The sequence below is a fragment of the Streptomyces longispororuber genome (assembly GCF_024448165.1).
Classification (GTDB): Bacteria; Actinomycetota; Actinomycetes; order Streptomycetales; family Streptomycetaceae; genus Streptomyces; species Streptomyces longispororuber_A.
Genome location: NZ_JAMOLN010000099.1, coordinates 1 through 16,055, shown reverse-complemented (window position 1 = coordinate 16,055; position 16,055 = coordinate 1). Strand labels below are relative to the sequence as shown.

Genomic DNA, 16,055 nt, shown 5'->3' with positions numbered 1-16,055 from the left:
ACCGTGTTCCTCGACAGCCTGCTCACCCGCAACCCCGAGCTGGTCGACGCCGCGGCCGACCTCCACCGGCGCGGCGTGATCCCGCCCGACACCTATGTGATGGACCTCGACGCGATCGAGGGGAACGCGCGGCTGCTCGCCGCCGAGGCCGAGCGGCTCGGCCTCACCCTCTGGTTCGTCGTCAAGCAGCTCGGCCGAAACCCCGAGCTGATCAAGGCCATCGCCCGGCACATCCCGAAGTACGCCGCCATCGACCCGCCCGAGGCCCGCACCCTGCACGCCACCGGCGCCCGGGCCGGCAATCTCGGGCACCTGGTGCAGATCCCGCGCCGCGACCTGCCGGAGATGCTGGGCTGGCGTCCCGAGACGGTGACGGTCTACGACCTGGCGAACGCCAGGGCGGTGTCCGACGCGGCGGCTGAACTGGGCTTCGTGCAGGACGTGTTGATCCGCCTGGAGGGCGCCGAGGGGTCCGTCTACCCCGGGCAGGAGGGCGGTGTCCCGCTTGCCGGGATCGATGAGTTCGCCGCGACTGTGGAGCGGCTGCCCGGCGTGCGGATCGCGGGCGTCACGGCGTTCCCGTGCGTGCTGTGCGATCCGGCCACGGGCGCCCCGACCCCCACCCCGAACTTCGAACTCGCCCTCAAGGCCCGGCAGACGCTGGCCGCCCGCGGGCACCAGGGCCTCAAGCTCAGCGCCCCCAGCGCCACGTCCATGGCCACGCTCCCGCTGCTCGCCGAGCTCGGCGCCACCCATGGCGAGCCCGGCCACTCGCTCACCGGCACCACGCCCCTGCACGCCCACGACCTCACCCAGCCCGAGAAGCCCGCGTACGTGTACGTCACCGAGGTCGCGCACACCCTCGCGGACGGCCGGCCCGCGGTCCACGGAGGCGGCTTCTATCCCCGCTCGAACATCAAGGCGGCGCTGCTCCCCCGCACCGGTCTGCGCCTGCCGGTGCAGGACGCTCCGCCGGAGAACATCGACTACTACCGACTGCTCGACGCCCCCGAAGCCGGCGCGGACGTCCGCGCGGGCGACACCGCGCTGCTCGCGTTCCGTACGCAGATCTTCGTGACGCGCTCGACGGTCGCGGTGGTGGCGGGGCTGTCCGCCGGGGCGCCACGGCTCGTCGGACTGTTCGACGCACAGGGGAAGGCCGCCTCATGAGCAAGACCGTGATCGTGGTGGTGGACGGATTCGGTGTCGGCGCGATGCCGGACGCCGGGGCGCTGCGCCCGGGCGACGTGACGGCGGACACCTGCGGGCACGTGCTGGACCGGTGCGCCGAGGCGTTCGGCAGGCCGCTGCGGCTTCCGGTGCTCGGCGCGCTCGGCCTCGGCCTGGTGCATCCGCACCCCGACCTGGCCCGGCGCACCCATCTGCCGGTCGCCGCGGGCAGGGCCGCGCTCGGGTATCCGGGGGCGGACACGTTCGCCGGGCACCAGACGATGATGGGCGCGGACTTCAGCAGGGTGACGGTGGCCCGGCTCGCCGAGCACCTGGAGCAGGTGACGCAGGCCCTGACGGACCGGGGTCACCGGGTCGAACTCCTCGACGGCAAGCCGTTGTTGCTGGTCGACGGGGCCGTGCTGGTGCACGACAACCTGGAGGCGGACCCGGGCATCAACTGGAACGCGTCGGGCCGGCTGGACGACATCGGCTTCGACGGCGTCCTCGGCGTGGCCCGTACGGTCCGGGCCGTCGCGCCGGTCGCCCGGGTCATCGCGGTGGGCGGTCGTGCCGACGGGCCGCTCGGCGACTTCGTGCGGGCGGGCGACGGCGGCACGGTCGGCCTGGACACGCCGGCGACCGGTTTCTACCGCAACGGCGGGCTGCAAGTGCAGCACCTGGGCGCCGAGTTGGACCACACCCGGCAGCTCCCGGACCTGGCCGCGCGCGCGGGCATTCCGGTGACGCTCGTCGGCAAGGCGGCGGACATCCTGGCCTGCGAGGCGGCGGTGCGGCGGCCGGCGGTGGACACGGCCGAGGTGCTGGCCCACACCCTGGAGGCGGTGCGGGCCGACGGGGACGCGCTGGTCGTGGCGAACGTGCAGGAGAGCGACCTGGCCGGGCACCAACAGGACGTCGAGCGGTACGGACGGATCCTGGAGCAGGTCGACGCGGGCCTCGCGGCGCTGGTGTCGCTGCTGTCCGAGCCCGGCGACCGGCTGATCGTCACGGGCGACCACGGCAACGATCCGACGATCGGGCACGCGTACCACACGCGGGAGTTCGTGCCGGTGCTGATCCACCGGCCCGGGGCGGCGGGCGTGGAGCTGCTGCCCGACGCGGCGAGCCTCGCCGACGTGGGTGCCACCGCGGCGGCGGCGCTCGGCCTCGACCCGAAGGGCCTCGCGGCCGGCACGGAGATACGCGAGGCCGCGGCGCGGGCCGCCTGACCACCTCCGTACAGAGGTGAGGGGCACCCGCACGCGGCGAGCGCCCCTCATCCTCCGCGTACGGAAAGGTCATCGACCCATGGCATCAGCCCGGCCGGCGCTTCCCGCCGGCCCGACGGAATCAGCCCATGAACTTCTTGAACTCGTCGGGGAGTTCGAAGTCCTTGGCGTCCTGTCCGGCGCCCGGCAGCCCGAGGGCGCCGCCTGCCTGGCCTGCGGCCTCGCGGCGGGCGGCCTCCTCCTGCTCCTGCTGCTTGCGCTTCATCGGGTTGCCGGAGCGCTGCTTGCCCTTGGCCTTCTTCGGCTGCTTCTTCTGCCGGCCCGGGCCGCCGCCCATGCCCGGCATCCCGGGCATCCCCGGCATGCCGCCGCCCTGCGCCATGCGGGACATCATCTTGCGGGCCTCGAAGAACCGCTCGACCAGGTTCTTGACGGCGCTGACCTCGACACCGGAACCCTTGGCGATACGGGCGCGGCGCGAGCCGTTGATGATCGTGGCGTCGGCGCGCTCGGCCGGGGTCATCGACTTGATGATGGCGGCGGTGCGGTCGACGTCGCGCTCGTCGAGGTTGTTGATCTGGTCCTTGATCTGGCCCATCCCCGGCAGCATGCCGAGCAGCTTGGAGATGGAGCCCATCTTCCTGACCTGCTCCATCTGCGCCAGGAAGTCGTCGAGCGTGAAGTCCTGGCCCTTCTTGGAGGCCAGCTTCTCGGCCATCTTCTCGGCCTCTTGCTGCGAGAAGGTCTGCTCGGCCTTCTCGATCAGCGTGAGCATGTCGCCCATGCCGAGGATGCGGGACGCCATGCGGTCCGGGTGGAACGCGTCGAAGTCGTCCAGCTTCTCGCCGTTCGAGGCGAACATGATCTGGCGGCCGGTGACGTGGGCGATCGACAGGGCGGCACCACCACGGGCGTCACCGTCGAGCTTGGAGAGCACCACGCCGTCGAAGCCGACGCCGTCGCGGAAGGCCTCAGCCGTGTTGACCGCGTCCTGACCGATCATGGCGTCGACGACGAAGAGGACCTCGTCGGGGCTGACGGCGTCGCGGATGTCCGCGGCCTGCTGCATCAGCTCCTGGTCGATGCCGAGGCGACCGGCGGTGTCGACGATGACGACGTCGTAGACCTTGGACTTCGCGTACTCGATGGAGTCCTTGGCAACCTCGACCGGGTCACCCACCCCGTTGCCCGGCTGCGGGGCGTAGATGCCGACGCCGGCGCGCTCGGCGACGACCGACAGCTGGTTGACGGCGTTGGGGCGCTGGAGGTCACAGGCGACGAGCAGCGGCGAGTGCCCCTGGCCCTTGAGCCAGTGACCCAGCTTGCCCGCGAGGGTCGTCTTACCGGCACCCTGCAGACCCGCGAGCATGATCACGGTCGGGCCGGTCTTGGCGAAGCGCAGCCGGCGGGTCTCGCCACCGAGGATGCCGATGAGCTCCTCGTTGACGATCTTGATGACCTGCTGGGCGGGGTTCAGCGCCTGGGAGACCTCGGCACCGGCCGCGCGCTCCTTGACCTGCTTGATGAAGGCACGGACGACGGGCAGTGCCACGTCGGCTTCCAGCAAGGCGATGCGGATCTCGCGCGCCGTGGCGTCGATGTCCGCCTCGCTGAGGCGACCCTTGCCGCGGAGGTTCTTGAATGTCGCTGCGAGGCGATCGGAAAGAGTGTCGAACACGGCGGTCGCGAATCCTCGGGTCGGGGGGCATGGGGACAGGTCGCCCTCCAGGGTATCCGGACGAGCGGGTTGGGTCAGCGGCCCGGTCGTCCCCGGCCGCCGACCCGCCTACCCACGCAGGGCGCCCTCCAGTGCCCGGGCCACCGACACGGCCTCCTCCGACGGCAGCGGAGCCCCTTCGGGACCGGTCACGTAGAAGGCGTCGACGGCGTTGGACCCCAGCGTGGAGACGTGCGCCGACCGCACCCGCACGTCGGAGAGCTCCAGGGCCCGCCCGATGCGGTGCAGCAGTCCCGGCGCGTCCTGGGCCCGCACCTCGATGACGGTCGCGAGCCGCGAGCCCGCCGACGCCACCGTCACCCGCGGCGGCGGCGCCACCACGCCGCGCCGCCGCGGGTAGGCGGCCTCCCGCTCGGCGAGCCGCGCGACGATGTCGAGGGAGCCGTCGAGGGCGCGTACGAGGTCGGCCCGCAGCCGCGCGGCCTGCGGAAGGGAGCCGTACTCGGCGGCGACCCGCCAGTCCAGCAGGAGCACGGAGCGGCTCCCGCCCTTGCCGTCGGGCTCCTTCGCTCCCCCGCCCCATTCCGTCGGCAGGGACAGCGCCCGCAACTCCGCGGTGCGCACGGTGAGCCGGTGCATCGCGAGGACACCGGAGACGGCGGGCAGCACCCCGGGCTGGTCCGGCACCGCGATCAGCAGCTCGACGCCGAGCGGTTCCGGTTCCGTGACGGCGTCCCCCTCCGCGCCGTCCGTGGCGATCGGTTCCGTCTGCGCCCGCAGCGCGAGCACGGGCCCTCCGGTGCGGAACGCCTCGACGGCGAGCCGCTCCTGCTCGGCGGTCGGGTCGATGTCGTCGGGGTCGACGGGCTCGTCCCCGGCGAGGACCGCCGAGACCCGCTTGACCAGATCGGCGACGAGCGAACCGCGCCACGACGACCAGGCCGCGGGGCCGGTGGCCAGCGCATCCGCCTCGGTGAGGGCGTGCAGGAGTTCCAGCGTCCCCGCGGAGCCGACCGCGTCGGCGACGGAGCGCACGGTCGCCGGGTCCTCCAGGTCGCGCCGGGTGGCGGTCTCGATGAGCAGCAGGTGATGGCGGACGAGCGAGGCGAGGACGGCGACGTCGGTCCGGTCGAAGCCGATCCGCGCGGCGACGTCCCGGGCGATGATCTCGCCCGCGACCGAGTGGTCCCCCGGCCAGCCCTTCCCGATGTCGTGCAGCAGCGCCGCGACCAGGAGCAGGTCGGGGCGGCCGACGCGCCGGGTCAGTTCGGAGGCGCGGACGGCGGTCTCGACGAGGTGCCGGTCGACGGTCCAGGTGTGCACGGCGTTGCGCTGCGGCCGGCAGCGGACCCGCTCCCAGTCCGGCAGCAGCCGGGTGATCAGGCCCTCCGCCTCCAGTGCCTCCCACACCTCGACGGTGGGCCGGCCGGCGCCGAGCAGCGTCACCAGCTGCTCGCGTGCCTCGGCGGGCCAGGGGGTGGGCAGCGGGCGGGCGGCCGCGGCCATCCGCCGCACCGCGTGCAGGGACAGCGGCAGACCGGCCTGCGCGGCAGCGGCGGCGGCCCGCAGCGGGAGCACCGGGTCCCGGTCGGGTTTGGCGGCGCGGGCCAGCACCACCTCTCCGTCCATCTCGACGACGCCCTCGGCGAGCGGGGAGCGCTCGACCGGTGCCGACCGGCTGCCGGCGCCGAGCATGGCGCGCAGCCGGGGCCGCACGGCACGGGACTTGAGGACGCGGCCCACCTCGCGCCAGGTCACGTCGCTGGCGTAGGAGACGGTGCGCGCGGCCTCGTACACCTGGCGCAGCAGCGTGTCGGCGTCGAGGAGGCCGAGTTCGGCGGCGACCTGGTCCTGTTCCTGGAGGGCGAGCCGGTCGGTGGCCCGGCCGGTGGTCATGTGCAGGGCGTCGCGCACGTCGAGCAGCCGGCGCCGGGCGTCGGCCAGGCCCTCGCGCGGCGCGTCCGCCAGCCACGAGGCGGCGACGGCCCGCAGCGCGGTCGCGTCCCGGAGGCCGCCCCGCGCCTCCTTCAGGTCGGGTTCGAGCAGGTACTGCAGTTCGCCCTGGCGCTCGCCGCGCTCCTCGCACAGCTCGCGCAGTTCCGGCAGCCGCTTGGGCGCCTGGTTGCGCCAGTCCGCGAGGACGGCGGTGCGCAGGCCCGCGGTCAGGCCGAGGTCACCGGCGATGTGCCGGGCGTCGAGCAGGCCGAGCTGCACCTTGAGGTCGTCGCCCGCGGTCTTGCGCGCCTCCGCCGGGGTCCGCACGGAGTGGTCGAGGGCGAGGCCCAGGTCCCAGACGGGGTACCAGATGCGGTCGGCGAGCGCGGCGACCTCGGTGGGACCCGCGGTGCCGTCGTGCAGCAGGAGCAGGTCGAGGTCGCTGCGCGGGGAGAGTTCACCGCGGCCGTATCCGCCGACGGCGACCAGCGAGGCGCTCGCCCCGGCGATCCCGTCGGCGAACAGCTCGGTGAGCCAGTCGTCGGTGAGCTCCGCGAGGGCCGAACGGCGCGGCGGCCCGGACCGCGCCTCCCCCTGGAGGAGGCGCAGCCGGGCCGCCGCATAGCCGCTGGGTCCGGAGCCTTCGTCGTCCGTGCTCTCGGTCCGTACGTCGTTCACACTCGTCACCCAGCGACTCCCGTTCCGTCCATGAACGATCGGTTACAGCGCGTCCGGTCCGCGCTCGCCGGTCCGGACCCGGACGGCGGTCTCGACGGGGACCGCCCAGACCTTGCCGTCCCCGATCTTGCCGGTCCGCGCGGCCTTCACCACGACGTCGATCAGCTGCTCGGCGTCGTCGTCCTCGACCAGCACCTCGATGCGGATCTTGGGCACCAGGTCGACGGTGTACTCGGCCCCACGGTAGACCTCGGTGTGGCCGCGCTGGCGGCCGTAGCCGCTGGCCTCGGTCACGGTCAGGCCCTGGACGCCGAAGGCCTGGAGGGCCTCCTTGATCTCGTCGAGCCGGTGCGGCTTGACGACCGCGGTGATGAGCTTCATGCGTCCACCTTCTTGGAGTCCTTGGCAGCGGCGACCGGTGCGGGCACGGCCGAGCGGGCCGCGGTGCCGCCGCCCGCACCGCTGAAGTCGTACGCGGTCTCGGCGTGCTCGACCTGGTCGATGCCGGAGACCTCGTCGTCCTCGCTGACCCGCATGCCGATCGTCTTGTCGATCAGGAGGGCGAGGATCGCGGAGGCGACGAGCGAGTACGCGAGGACGCCGCCGACACCCGCGAGCTGCTTCCACAGCTGGGCGAGGCCGCCGCCGTAGAAGAGGCCCGCCGCGTCGGACTGGCCGCCGCCGGTGGCGAAGAAGCCGATCAGGAGGGAGCCGACGATGCCGCCGACGAGGTGGACACCGACGACGTCGAGGGAGTCGTCGTAGCCGAACTTGTACTTGAGCCCCACGGCCATGGCGCACAGCACGCCGGCGATGGCGCCGATGGCGATCGCGCCGAGCGGCGAGCAGGAGCCACCGGAAGGAGTGATCGCGACGAGGCCGGCGACGGCGCCCGAGGCGGCACCGAGGGAGGTGAAGGCGCCGTGGCGCAGCTTCTCGTAGGCCAGCCAGGCGAGCATGGCGGCGGCGGTGGCGACCTGCGTGTTGACGAACATCAGGGCGCCGACGCCGTCGTCGTTGCCGAGCCACGAGCCGGCGTTGAAGCCGAACCAGCCGAACCACAGCAGACCGGCGCCGAGCATCGTCCACGGCAGCGAGTGCGGCCGCATCGGGTCCTTCTTGAAGCCGACGCGCTTGCCGATGACGAGGATCACGCCGAGCGCGGCGGCACCGGCGTTGATGTGCACGGCCGTACCACCGGCGAAGTCGATCACGCCGAGGTCGAAGGCCCAGCCGCCGGTCCCCCACACCCAGTGGGCGACGGGGAAGTAGACGATGGTGGCCCACAGCGCGATGAACAGGGCCCACGCGCTGAACTTCACGCGGTCCGCGAGGGCACCGCTTATCAGGGCGGGCGTGATGATGGCGAACATCAGCTGGAAGACGGCGAAGACGTAGATCGGGATGGTGTAGCCGTCCCAGAGCTGGGTCAGTCCGATCCCGCTGAGGCCGACGAAGTCGCCGTCCCAGCCGATCAGCGATCCCTTGTCGGTGCCGAAGGCGAGGGAGAAGCCGTACAGCACCCACAGGATCGTGACGATCCCGAGGCTGATGAAGCTCATCATCAGCATGTTCAGGGTGCTCTTGACGCGGACCATGCCTCCGTAGAAGAAGGCCAGGCCCGGGGTCATGAGCATCACCAGGGCGGAACAGATCAGCATGAAGCCTGTGTTGGCGGACGACAGTGTGGGTGCGTCCGCCGCAAGCGTGATGGCTGATGCCATCGGCGTCTCCTCGTCATTGGTACGGCCCCGTGCGGGCGAAGCCTGAAGCGGTCATGAGGGGTGGGCCTGTTATGCGCCAGACTTTGGCCCAGCGCGGTTTCCGTGGGCGCCCCTCGATGTTTCGCCGCAGTGACGAAGAGGTCGTGGGTGTTACGCGTCAATGAACTGCCGGATGGGGGGTCCGCCGATCGTTATCGTGGCGGAACTTCCGCGGACAGCAGCCGACCGCGGCCGTCCGTCCTCGATGACCTGGCGTGGGGGAGCCGAGTCGGGCTGTTTCGGGACGATCGGTCGCGGCCGGGGTCGCGGGCGGATCCCAAGGATCCGGGGTCAGACCGCCGCTTCGGCGGTCTCGGGCAGGTGCACGGCGAGCTGCTCGGTCAGCTGGATGACCTCGGCGACGTCCCCGAAGTCCCGCACGGCGGTGTCGACGGTCTTGCGGATCCGGGTGTTGACCCGCTCCGAGCGCACCTTCCTGGCGATGCCGAGTGCGTCGACGGCCAGGGTCGTGGCCTGCTCCGGCTCCTTCTGGAGCAGGTGCACCGTGGCCATGCCGATGAGGTTCAGCGCGTACGAGCGCTGGTGCTCGGCGTCCTTGCCGAACAGCTCGACGGCACGCCGCATCAGCGGCTCGGCCATCGACGCGTACGTGGGGCTGCGCCCGGCGACGTAGGCGAGATCGCGGAACGAGTGGCTGTTCTCCCCGTGCAGTTCGGCCTCGGAGAAGAAGCGGATCCAGTCGGGATCGGGATCGTCCCAGTCGTCCGCGTCGGTGAAGGTCTCCTCGGCCATCCGCACGGCGCGCTTGCACTTGCCGGGCTGCCCCATGTTCGCGTACGCGCGGGCCTCCATCGCATACAGCATGGACTGGGTGCGGGGGCTGGCGCAGTCGCGGCTGCCGTACTGGGCGAGGTGGATGAGCTCCAGGGCGTCCTCGGGGCGGCCGAGGTGGATCATCTGGCGGCTCATGCTGCTGAGGACGTACGAGCCGAGCGGCTTGTCGCCCGCTTCCTTGGCGGCGTGCAGGGCGAGCACGAAGTACTTCTGGGCGGTGGGCTGCAGGCCGACGTCGTAGCTCATCCAGCCGGCCAGCTCCGCGAGTTCGGCAGCGACCTTGAACAGGCGGCGCATGGTGCTCTCGGGCTGGGACTCCTGGAGGAGGTCGGTGACCTCGTGCAGCTGGCCCACGACCGCTTTGCGGCGCAGACCGCCGCCGCACTGGGCGTCCCACTGCCGGAACATGACGGTGGTGGACTCCAGGAGGTCCAGCTCCGGTTTGGACAGCCGGTTGCCGCGGCGCGTGGCCGGCTGCTCGGGCTCAGGCTTCGCCGACGAGCTGCCGGGCGTCGGCACCAGCCAGCGCTGCATCGGCTCGATGAGGGAGGGTCCCGCGGCGAGGGCCAGGGAGCTGCCGAGGAAGCCGCGGCGCGCGAGCATCAGGTCGCTGCGCGAGAACTCGCCGATCAGCGCCACGGTCTGCGGCCCGGTCCACGGCAGGTCGACGCCGGACACCGAGGGCGACTGGTGCGCGGCGCGCAGGCCGAGGTCCTCGACGGCGACGACACAGCCGAACCGCTCGGAGAACAGCTCGCTGAGGATGCGGGGGATCGGCTCGCGCGGGTTCTCCCCGTCCAGCCAGCGCCGCACCCGCGAGGTGTCGGTCGAGATGTGGTTCGCACCCAACTGCCGTGCCCGGCGGTTCACCTGGCGCGCCAGCTCGCCCTTGGACCAGCCACTGCGCACGAACCACGAGCCGAGCAGTTCGTTCGGGCGCTTCTCAGCGTTCATCACGGTTCCGCCGCTGCCGCCCACTGGAACGCCCCCATCCCTGAAGCCTCTTAAGACGCTCAACGCCAAGTCCTGTCGGCCACTCTTGTCAGCAAGCCCTACCAGGATGCCGTCAACCACGGCCTCCCGTCCGGCAGTTGTCACTCCTCGAACAGGAAACCGACTTGCCTGCGGCATACCCACGGGTGCACTCACCCTCAGGGTTCGTGCACTGAAAGTAATCCTACGATCACCCCTCCGGCGAGGGCGAACCCGGAAACGCCACCATTCGCCACCCCTTCGAATGAACTCAGCGGCGGCCACACACGATTCACTTGACATAGGACAACTGGAACTGGGTGGAACGGTGTGCGCCGGGGCGCGTGGCACGGGGCGCACCACCCCGGACGCGTCGCGGCGCCGTCACGACCAGGCGGCGTGCGCACCGGGTCACGATCCGATTCCGCCACGTAACCACCGACGCGCAGGACCCGTTGGAGGGGGCATGGGCTTCACGATCGGCGGCATTCGCGAGATGCGCTCCGGCTCACGTCGCCGCGGCCGCACGTCCGGCCGCGCTTCGGACTGCACCACGGTGGCGGAGTTCACCGGGCTGTGGGGCTGGGACGTGGTGCCGGGCGCGCGCGCCGTGGACGGCGCGTGCTCCTGCGGCAAGGCGGACTGCCCGGCACCGGGCGCGCACCCGCTCGACCCGGCGGCGGTGGTGCCGGCGGGCGCCACGCTCGACGAGGTGACCGAGTCCTGGGGGCAGTTCCCCGGTGCCGCGGTGCTGCTCCCCGTGGGCCGCGCCTTCGACATCATCGACGTCCCCGAAGGGGCCGGCCGCCGCGCCCTGACCCGCCTGGAGCGCATGGGGCTGCCGCTGGGCCCGGTCGTCGCCACCCCCGAGGGCCGCGCGCACTTCTTCGTCGCCCCCGGAGCGGCCGCCGAACTCCCCTCGCTGCTCTACCGCATGGGCTGGGACGACGCGTCCCTGGACCTGCACGCGCTGGGCGCCGGCGCGTACATCACGGCCCCACCCTCGGACCGCGCGGGCCTGGGCCCCACGTCCTGGCTCCGCGCCCCGTCCCTGGACACCGCAACGCAACCCCCCCAGGCCCGCCTGCTCCTCGGCACGCTGGCCTACGTGGCCCACAGGTCCCCCTGCGCATGAAAAAGCGCCCCTGAAAGGGGCGCGGGGAACTGCGCGACCAGCCACAACGGGCCCGCAGTCCCCCACACACAGAACACCCCACGGCGCGAGATCCACCCACACGGGCACACGCCCCACAGGCGCACACCCTCACAGGCACACGATCGAATCCCGCCCCGAGCGGAGCGTCTACTCCCCGATCAGCGCGTCCACGAACGCCTCGGGCTCGAACGGCGCCAGATCGTCCGGCCCCTCGCCCAAGCCCACCAGCTTCACCGGCACACCCAGCTCCCGCTGCACGGCCACGACGATGCCGCCCTTGGCCGTACCGTCCAGCTTGGTCAGCACGATGCCGGTGATGTCGACGACCTCGGCGAACACCCGGGCCTGCACGAGCCCGTTCTGCCCGGTCGTCGCGTCGAGCACCAGCAGCACCTCGTCGAGCGGGGCGTGCTTCTCGACGACGCGCTTGACCTTGCCGAGCTCGTCCATCAGACCGGTCTTGGTGTGCAGGCGCCCGGCGGTGTCGATGAGCACGACGTCCGCGCCCGCCTCGATGCCCTCCTTGACGGCGTCGAAGGCGATGGACGCCGGGTCGCCGCCTTCGGGGCCGCGCACGGTGCGGGCGCCGACGCGCTCGCCCCAGGTCTGCAGCTGGTCGGCGGCGGCGGCACGGAAGGTGTCCGCGGCGCCCAGCACGACATTCTTGCCGTCGGCGACCAGGACGCGCGCGAGCTTGCCGGTGGTGGTGGTCTTGCCGGTGCCGTTGACCCCGACGACCATCACGATGCCCGGAGTGTCCAGGTTCGAGTCCGTCTTCACGGAGCGGTCGAACTCGGGCACGAGCAGCTTGAGCAGCTCCTCGCGCAGCAGGCCGCGCAGTTCGTCCGGCGTGCGGGTGCCGAGCACCTTCACGCGCTCGCGCAGGTTCTCGACCAGCTCCTGGGTGGGCTGCACACCGACGTCGGCGGTGAGCAGGGTGTCCTCGATCTCCTCCCAGGTGTCCTCGTCGAGGTGCTCGCGCGACAGGAGCGTCAGCAGCCCCTTGCCGAGCGCGTTCTGCGAGCGGGACAGCCGGGCGCGCAGCCGCACCAGGCGGCCCGCGGTCGGCTCCGGCACCTCGATCTCGGGTGCGGCCGGGGCCGCCGGAGCTTCTTCGACGACCTCCTCGGTGGCCGGCTCGGCAGCCGGGAGGTCGACCTCCTCGATCGTGCGGCGCGCCTCGTCGCGCGGTGTCTCGGCCTCGTCGCCGACGTGCGGCTCGGCCGGCGGAGCTGCGGTGATGTCGGGCGCCGAGGGGGGCGGCGGGGGCAGCTGCTTCTTCCTGCGACTGCCGACCACGAGCCCGCCGAGCGCGCCGATCACGACCACGGCGATGACTACAGCAAGGATGACGATGTCCATAACCCGTCCAGTATCAGCCATGGGGCCTGCGCGAGGCCGTTCTGGTTGCTTCCTCCAAAGAACATACGGAACCGGAGGGGACGACTCGGACTAAAGTACGATGGAAGAGGCCGCGTCAACGCGCGTAGAGTCCATCGCGATCACCCTCCCCGTGGTCATCCCCGCCCCACCCCACAGAGGCACGGAACCCCACCGCATGAGCAAGACCGCCGAATCCGAAGGCGCCCTGGAGACGCGCGGCATCGAGCCCGTCCCCGATTCCGAGCGCACCGCCAAGACCCGCGAGCTCTTCCCCACGTGGGTCGCGGCCAACATCAGCGTGCTGCTGCTCACGATGGGCGCGAGCCTCGTCGTGGCGTACAAGCTCAACTTCTGGCAGGCCGTCGTCGTCGCGATCGCGGCGCCGATCGTGTCGTACGGCCTCGTCGGCCTCATCGGCATCGCGGGCAAGCGCGGCGGCGCCCCCGGCATGGCCCTGTCCCGCGCGGTCTTCGGGCAGCGCGGCAATCTGCTGCCCGGCTCGCTGATCTGGGTGGCCCGCTGGGGCTGGGAGACGATCAACGCGGTGACGGGCGCGTACGCCGTGCTCACCGTCCTGGACATCCTGTTCGACATCAAGCAGAACGACTTCCTGGTGATCGTCACGCTGCTGTGCTTCGTGGTCGCCACGTTCGCGATCTCGGGCCTCGGCATCAACGCCGTGCAGAAGTGCAACAAGTACGCGACGTACCTCTTCGGCATCTTCTCGGTCCTGGTCCTGGTCTACCTGATCATCGACACCGACTGGTCCGAGGTCTTCGGGCGGCCCGCCGGCTCGACGTCGCTGATGGTCGCGGGCATCGGCATGATCGCCGCGGGTGGCGTCAGCTGGATCCCGTCCTCCCCCGACTTCACGCGCTACCTGCCGCGTACGGCCTCGTCCAGGGCGATCGTCGGGAACTCGATCGGCGGCGCCGGAATCGTCGTGCTGCCGATGGTCCTGATGGGTGCCGTCATGGCGGTCTCCGTGCCGGACCTGGCGAACGCCCCCGACCCGGTCTCCTTCCTCGGCGAGATCCTGCCGATGTGGATCGCGGTGCCGTACCTGCTGATCGCCCTGGTCGGCATGCTGCTGATCAACGCGATGTCGATGTACTCGGCCGGCTTCACCGCCCAGACGCTCGGCTTCAAGGTGCCGCGCCACTGGGCCGTGTCCATCAACGCGCTGATCTCGCTGGTCTTCGGCGCGATCCTGATGCTCGTCGCGACCAGCTTCATGGGTTCGTTCATCGCGTTCCTCTCGCTGCTCGCGGTCGCCTTCTCCGCGTGGGTCGGCGTCTTCGGCGCGGACATGCTCAAGCGCAAGCACTACGACGGCGCCGCCCTGATCGACACGACCCGCAGCAGCGCCTACTGGTACAAGGGCGGCTTCTCCCCGGCGGCGGTGATCGCGTGGGCGGTCGGCCTGGTGGCGGGCCTGCTGTTCACGTCCTCCGACTGGTTCACCGGGCCGCTCGCCTCGAACAACTTCATCGGTGAGTACGGCCTCGGCTGGGTCGTCACGATCGTCGTCTCCGGCCTGCTCTACCTGGCCCTGCCGAAGCCGGCGGACACCACCACGGCGCCGGACGAGTCGGCCGAGGAGTCCGCGGCCCTGGCTGTCTGACGCTCCGTCAGCTACCGTCCCCCTTCACCCGAGTCCGTGTGAAGGGGGACTGTCGTATGCCCGTGTCCGTCGTACGGTTCAACCTGGTCGACCCCGCCGGTACGCCGGAGTCGCTGAGCGCCCGCTACAAGGCGGCCGTGGAGATGGCGGCGTACGCCGACGACCGGGGCATCGACACGGTCCAGACCGAGGAGCACCACGGGGTCGCCAACAACTGGCTGCCCTCGCCCTTCACCTTCGCGGGCGCGGTCTTCGGCGCCACCCGCCGCATCGCGGTCACGGTCTCGGCGATCATCGGCCCGCTGCACGATCCGCTGCGGCTCGCCGAGGACATCGCCGTACTGGACCTGGTGAGCGGCGGACGCCTGGTGACGGTCGCCGGGATCGGCTACCGGCCCGAGGAGTACGCGCAGTTCGACGTGGAGTGGAAGCGGCGCGGCAGGCTCCAGGACGAGTTGCTCGAAACCCTGCTGACGGCGTGGACCGGCGAGGAGTTCACGTTCCGGGGGCGCCGGGTCCGCGTCACCCCGCGCCCGTTCACCCAGCCCCATCCGCTCCTGCTGGTCGGCGGCTCCTCGCAGGCGGCCGCGCGCCGGGCGGCCCGGCTCGGCCTCCCCTTCTTCCCGAGCGCGCACCTGCCGGAGCTGGAGACGTACTACAAGGAGCGCCTGGTCGAGTACGGGACCGAGGGCTGGACCATGATGCCCGGCGAGACGACCCCGCTCCTGCACCTCTCCGAGGACCCGGACCGCACCTGGGCCGAGCACGGCACGCACTTCCTGCATGAGGCGCGGACGTACGCGTCGTGGCAGTCGCAGGACATCAAGTCGGCGGTGCGCTCGGGCGCCACGACGGTCGAGGAGCTGCGCGCCGAGGGCGTGTACCGGATCGTCACGCCTGACGAGTGCCTGGCGCAGGGCCTGGACAACTACGTGCTGCATCCGCTGAGCGGCGGCATGCCCCTCGACGAGGGCTGGCGCAGCCTCCAGTTGTACTGCGAGAACGTGCTGCCGCGGCTCAAGGACTGAGGAGAGATCCTCGACGCCGCACGGATGCCGGGTGCCGCGCGGGGCCGCCTCGATCTCGTCCTCGGGAAATGACCTCACGCAATGACGACGCCGCCCTCCGGTCCGCGCGGGGCGGGTGAAGGGCGGCGACGTCAACGGGGGGCCGGCAGCGGGGACTTGACCCGTCCCCCCGGGTCTCGCGGGAGGAGCGGGGTCAGCCCATCTCCTCCAGTGCCTTGCCCTTGGTCTCCTTGACGAACTTGAGCACGAAGGGGATGGAGAGCGCGGCGAAGATCGTGTAGATGACGTACGTCGCGGAGAGGTTCCAGTCGGACAGCGACGGGAAGCTCGCCGTGATCGCCCAGTTGGCGAGCCACTGGGCCGAGGCGGCCACGCCCAGCGCCGCGGCGCGGATGTTGTTCGGGAACATCTCGCCGAGGAAGACCCAGACGACGACGCCCCACGACATCGCGAAGAAGAAGACGAAGAAGTGCGCCGCGATCAGGGCGACCCAGCCCTGCGTGTTCGGCAGCTTGCCGTCCACGAGGTCGTAGCTGAACGCCCAGGCCTCGAGGGCGAGACCGATCACCATGCCGACGGAGCCGATGAGCGCCAGTGGCCGGCGGCCGATCCGGTCGACGAAGATCATCGCGACGACGGTA

Annotated in this window: 12 protein-coding genes; 5 read left to right on the top strand and 7 right to left on the bottom strand. The window is 71.6% G+C overall.

What is annotated here, in order from left to right:
- Positions 1–3: 3 nt before the first annotated feature.
- Complete coding sequence (locus tag M4J07_RS25880) at positions 4–1,170, top strand: YhfX family PLP-dependent enzyme (protein WP_255975413.1); 1,167 nt, start codon at positions 4–6, stop codon at positions 1,168–1,170.
- A complete protein-coding gene (locus M4J07_RS25875) occupies positions 1,167–2,402 on the top strand; it encodes a phosphopentomutase (protein ID WP_255975412.1) in 1,236 nt (411 codons plus the stop codon). The genes M4J07_RS25880 and M4J07_RS25875 overlap by 4 nt, the downstream gene beginning before the upstream one ends.
- A 121-nt stretch (positions 2,403–2,523) precedes the next feature.
- Here M4J07_RS25875 and ffh read toward each other — a convergent pair whose 3' ends face one another.
- From ffh to nsdA, 5 genes are all read right to left on the bottom strand, one after another.
- Positions 2,524–4,080, bottom strand: a complete 1,557-nt coding sequence (gene ffh, locus M4J07_RS25870; RefSeq protein WP_255975411.1) for a signal recognition particle protein — start codon at positions 4,078–4,080, stop codon at positions 2,524–2,526.
- A gap of 108 nt (positions 4,081–4,188) precedes the next feature.
- Positions 4,189–6,702, bottom strand: coding sequence for a [protein-PII] uridylyltransferase (locus M4J07_RS25865; protein WP_255975410.1), 2,514 nt, complete (start codon positions 6,700–6,702; stop codon positions 4,189–4,191).
- A gap of 33 nt (positions 6,703–6,735) precedes the next feature.
- The gene (locus M4J07_RS25860; RefSeq protein WP_116509391.1) at positions 6,736–7,074 is read right to left on the bottom strand and encodes a P-II family nitrogen regulator; all 339 of its coding nucleotides are present in this window, start codon (positions 7,072–7,074) and stop codon (positions 6,736–6,738) included.
- Positions 7,071–8,417 carry an ammonium transporter gene (locus M4J07_RS25855; RefSeq protein WP_255975409.1) on the bottom strand — a complete coding sequence of 449 codons (1,347 nt, stop codon included), beginning with the start codon at positions 8,415–8,417 and terminating at the stop codon, positions 7,071–7,073. Before M4J07_RS25855 ends, M4J07_RS25860 begins: the two co-directional genes overlap by 4 nt.
- A 330-nt stretch (positions 8,418–8,747) precedes the next feature.
- A complete protein-coding gene (nsdA, locus tag M4J07_RS25850) occupies positions 8,748–10,229 on the bottom strand; it encodes a transcriptional repressor NsdA (protein ID WP_374215080.1) in 1,482 nt (493 codons plus the stop codon).
- 460 nt (positions 10,230–10,689) lie between these two features.
- On the opposite strand from nsdA, the gene M4J07_RS25845 reads away from it, so the two are divergent.
- Positions 10,690–11,358: a bifunctional DNA primase/polymerase gene (locus M4J07_RS25845; RefSeq protein WP_255975407.1), complete on the top strand. Its 669-nt coding sequence runs from the start codon at positions 10,690–10,692 to the stop codon at positions 11,356–11,358.
- Positions 11,359–11,526: 168 nt separating this feature from the next.
- Here M4J07_RS25845 and ftsY read toward each other — a convergent pair whose 3' ends face one another.
- Positions 11,527–12,741 carry a signal recognition particle-docking protein FtsY gene (gene ftsY, locus M4J07_RS25840; RefSeq protein WP_255975406.1) on the bottom strand — a complete coding sequence of 405 codons (1,215 nt, stop codon included), beginning with the start codon at positions 12,739–12,741 and terminating at the stop codon, positions 11,527–11,529.
- A gap of 196 nt (positions 12,742–12,937) precedes the next feature.
- Here ftsY and M4J07_RS25835 point away from each other — a divergent pair, with 196 nt between their 5' ends.
- Both M4J07_RS25835 and M4J07_RS25830 read left to right on the top strand, forming a co-directional pair.
- Entirely contained in the window at positions 12,938–14,386 is a 1,449-nt protein-coding gene (locus M4J07_RS25835) for a cytosine permease (RefSeq protein ID WP_255975405.1), read from the top strand.
- A gap of 56 nt (positions 14,387–14,442) precedes the next feature.
- Complete coding sequence (locus M4J07_RS25830; RefSeq protein WP_255975404.1) at positions 14,443–15,414, top strand: LLM class flavin-dependent oxidoreductase; 972 nt, start codon at positions 14,443–14,445, stop codon at positions 15,412–15,414.
- Positions 15,415–15,607: 193 nt separating this feature from the next.
- Here M4J07_RS25830 and M4J07_RS25825 read toward each other — a convergent pair.
- The coding region (locus tag M4J07_RS25825; RefSeq protein WP_255975403.1) for an MFS transporter at positions 15,608–16,055 on the bottom strand (448 nt) is incomplete at its 5' end.

Bases quoted from the DNA above. Each gene is read 5' to 3' on its own strand.
- M4J07_RS25875 (WP_255975412.1), top strand. From the start codon at position 1,167: ATGAGCAAGACCGTGATCGTGGTGGTGGACGGATTCGGTGTCGGCGCG.
- M4J07_RS25860 (WP_116509391.1), bottom strand. From the start codon at position 7,074: ATGAAGCTCATCACCGCGGTCGTCAAGCCGCACCGGCTCGACGAGATC.
- M4J07_RS25855 (WP_255975409.1), bottom strand. From the start codon at position 8,417: ATGGCATCAGCCATCACGCTTGCGGCGGACGCACCCACACTGTCGTCC.
- M4J07_RS25845 (WP_255975407.1), top strand. From the start codon at position 10,690: ATGGGCTTCACGATCGGCGGCATTCGCGAGATGCGCTCCGGCTCACGT.
- ftsY (WP_255975406.1), bottom strand. From the start codon at position 12,741: ATGGACATCGTCATCCTTGCTGTAGTCATCGCCGTGGTCGTGATCGGC.
- M4J07_RS25835 (WP_255975405.1), top strand. From the start codon at position 12,938: ATGAGCAAGACCGCCGAATCCGAAGGCGCCCTGGAGACGCGCGGCATC.
- M4J07_RS25830 (WP_255975404.1), top strand. From the start codon at position 14,443: ATGCCCGTGTCCGTCGTACGGTTCAACCTGGTCGACCCCGCCGGTACG.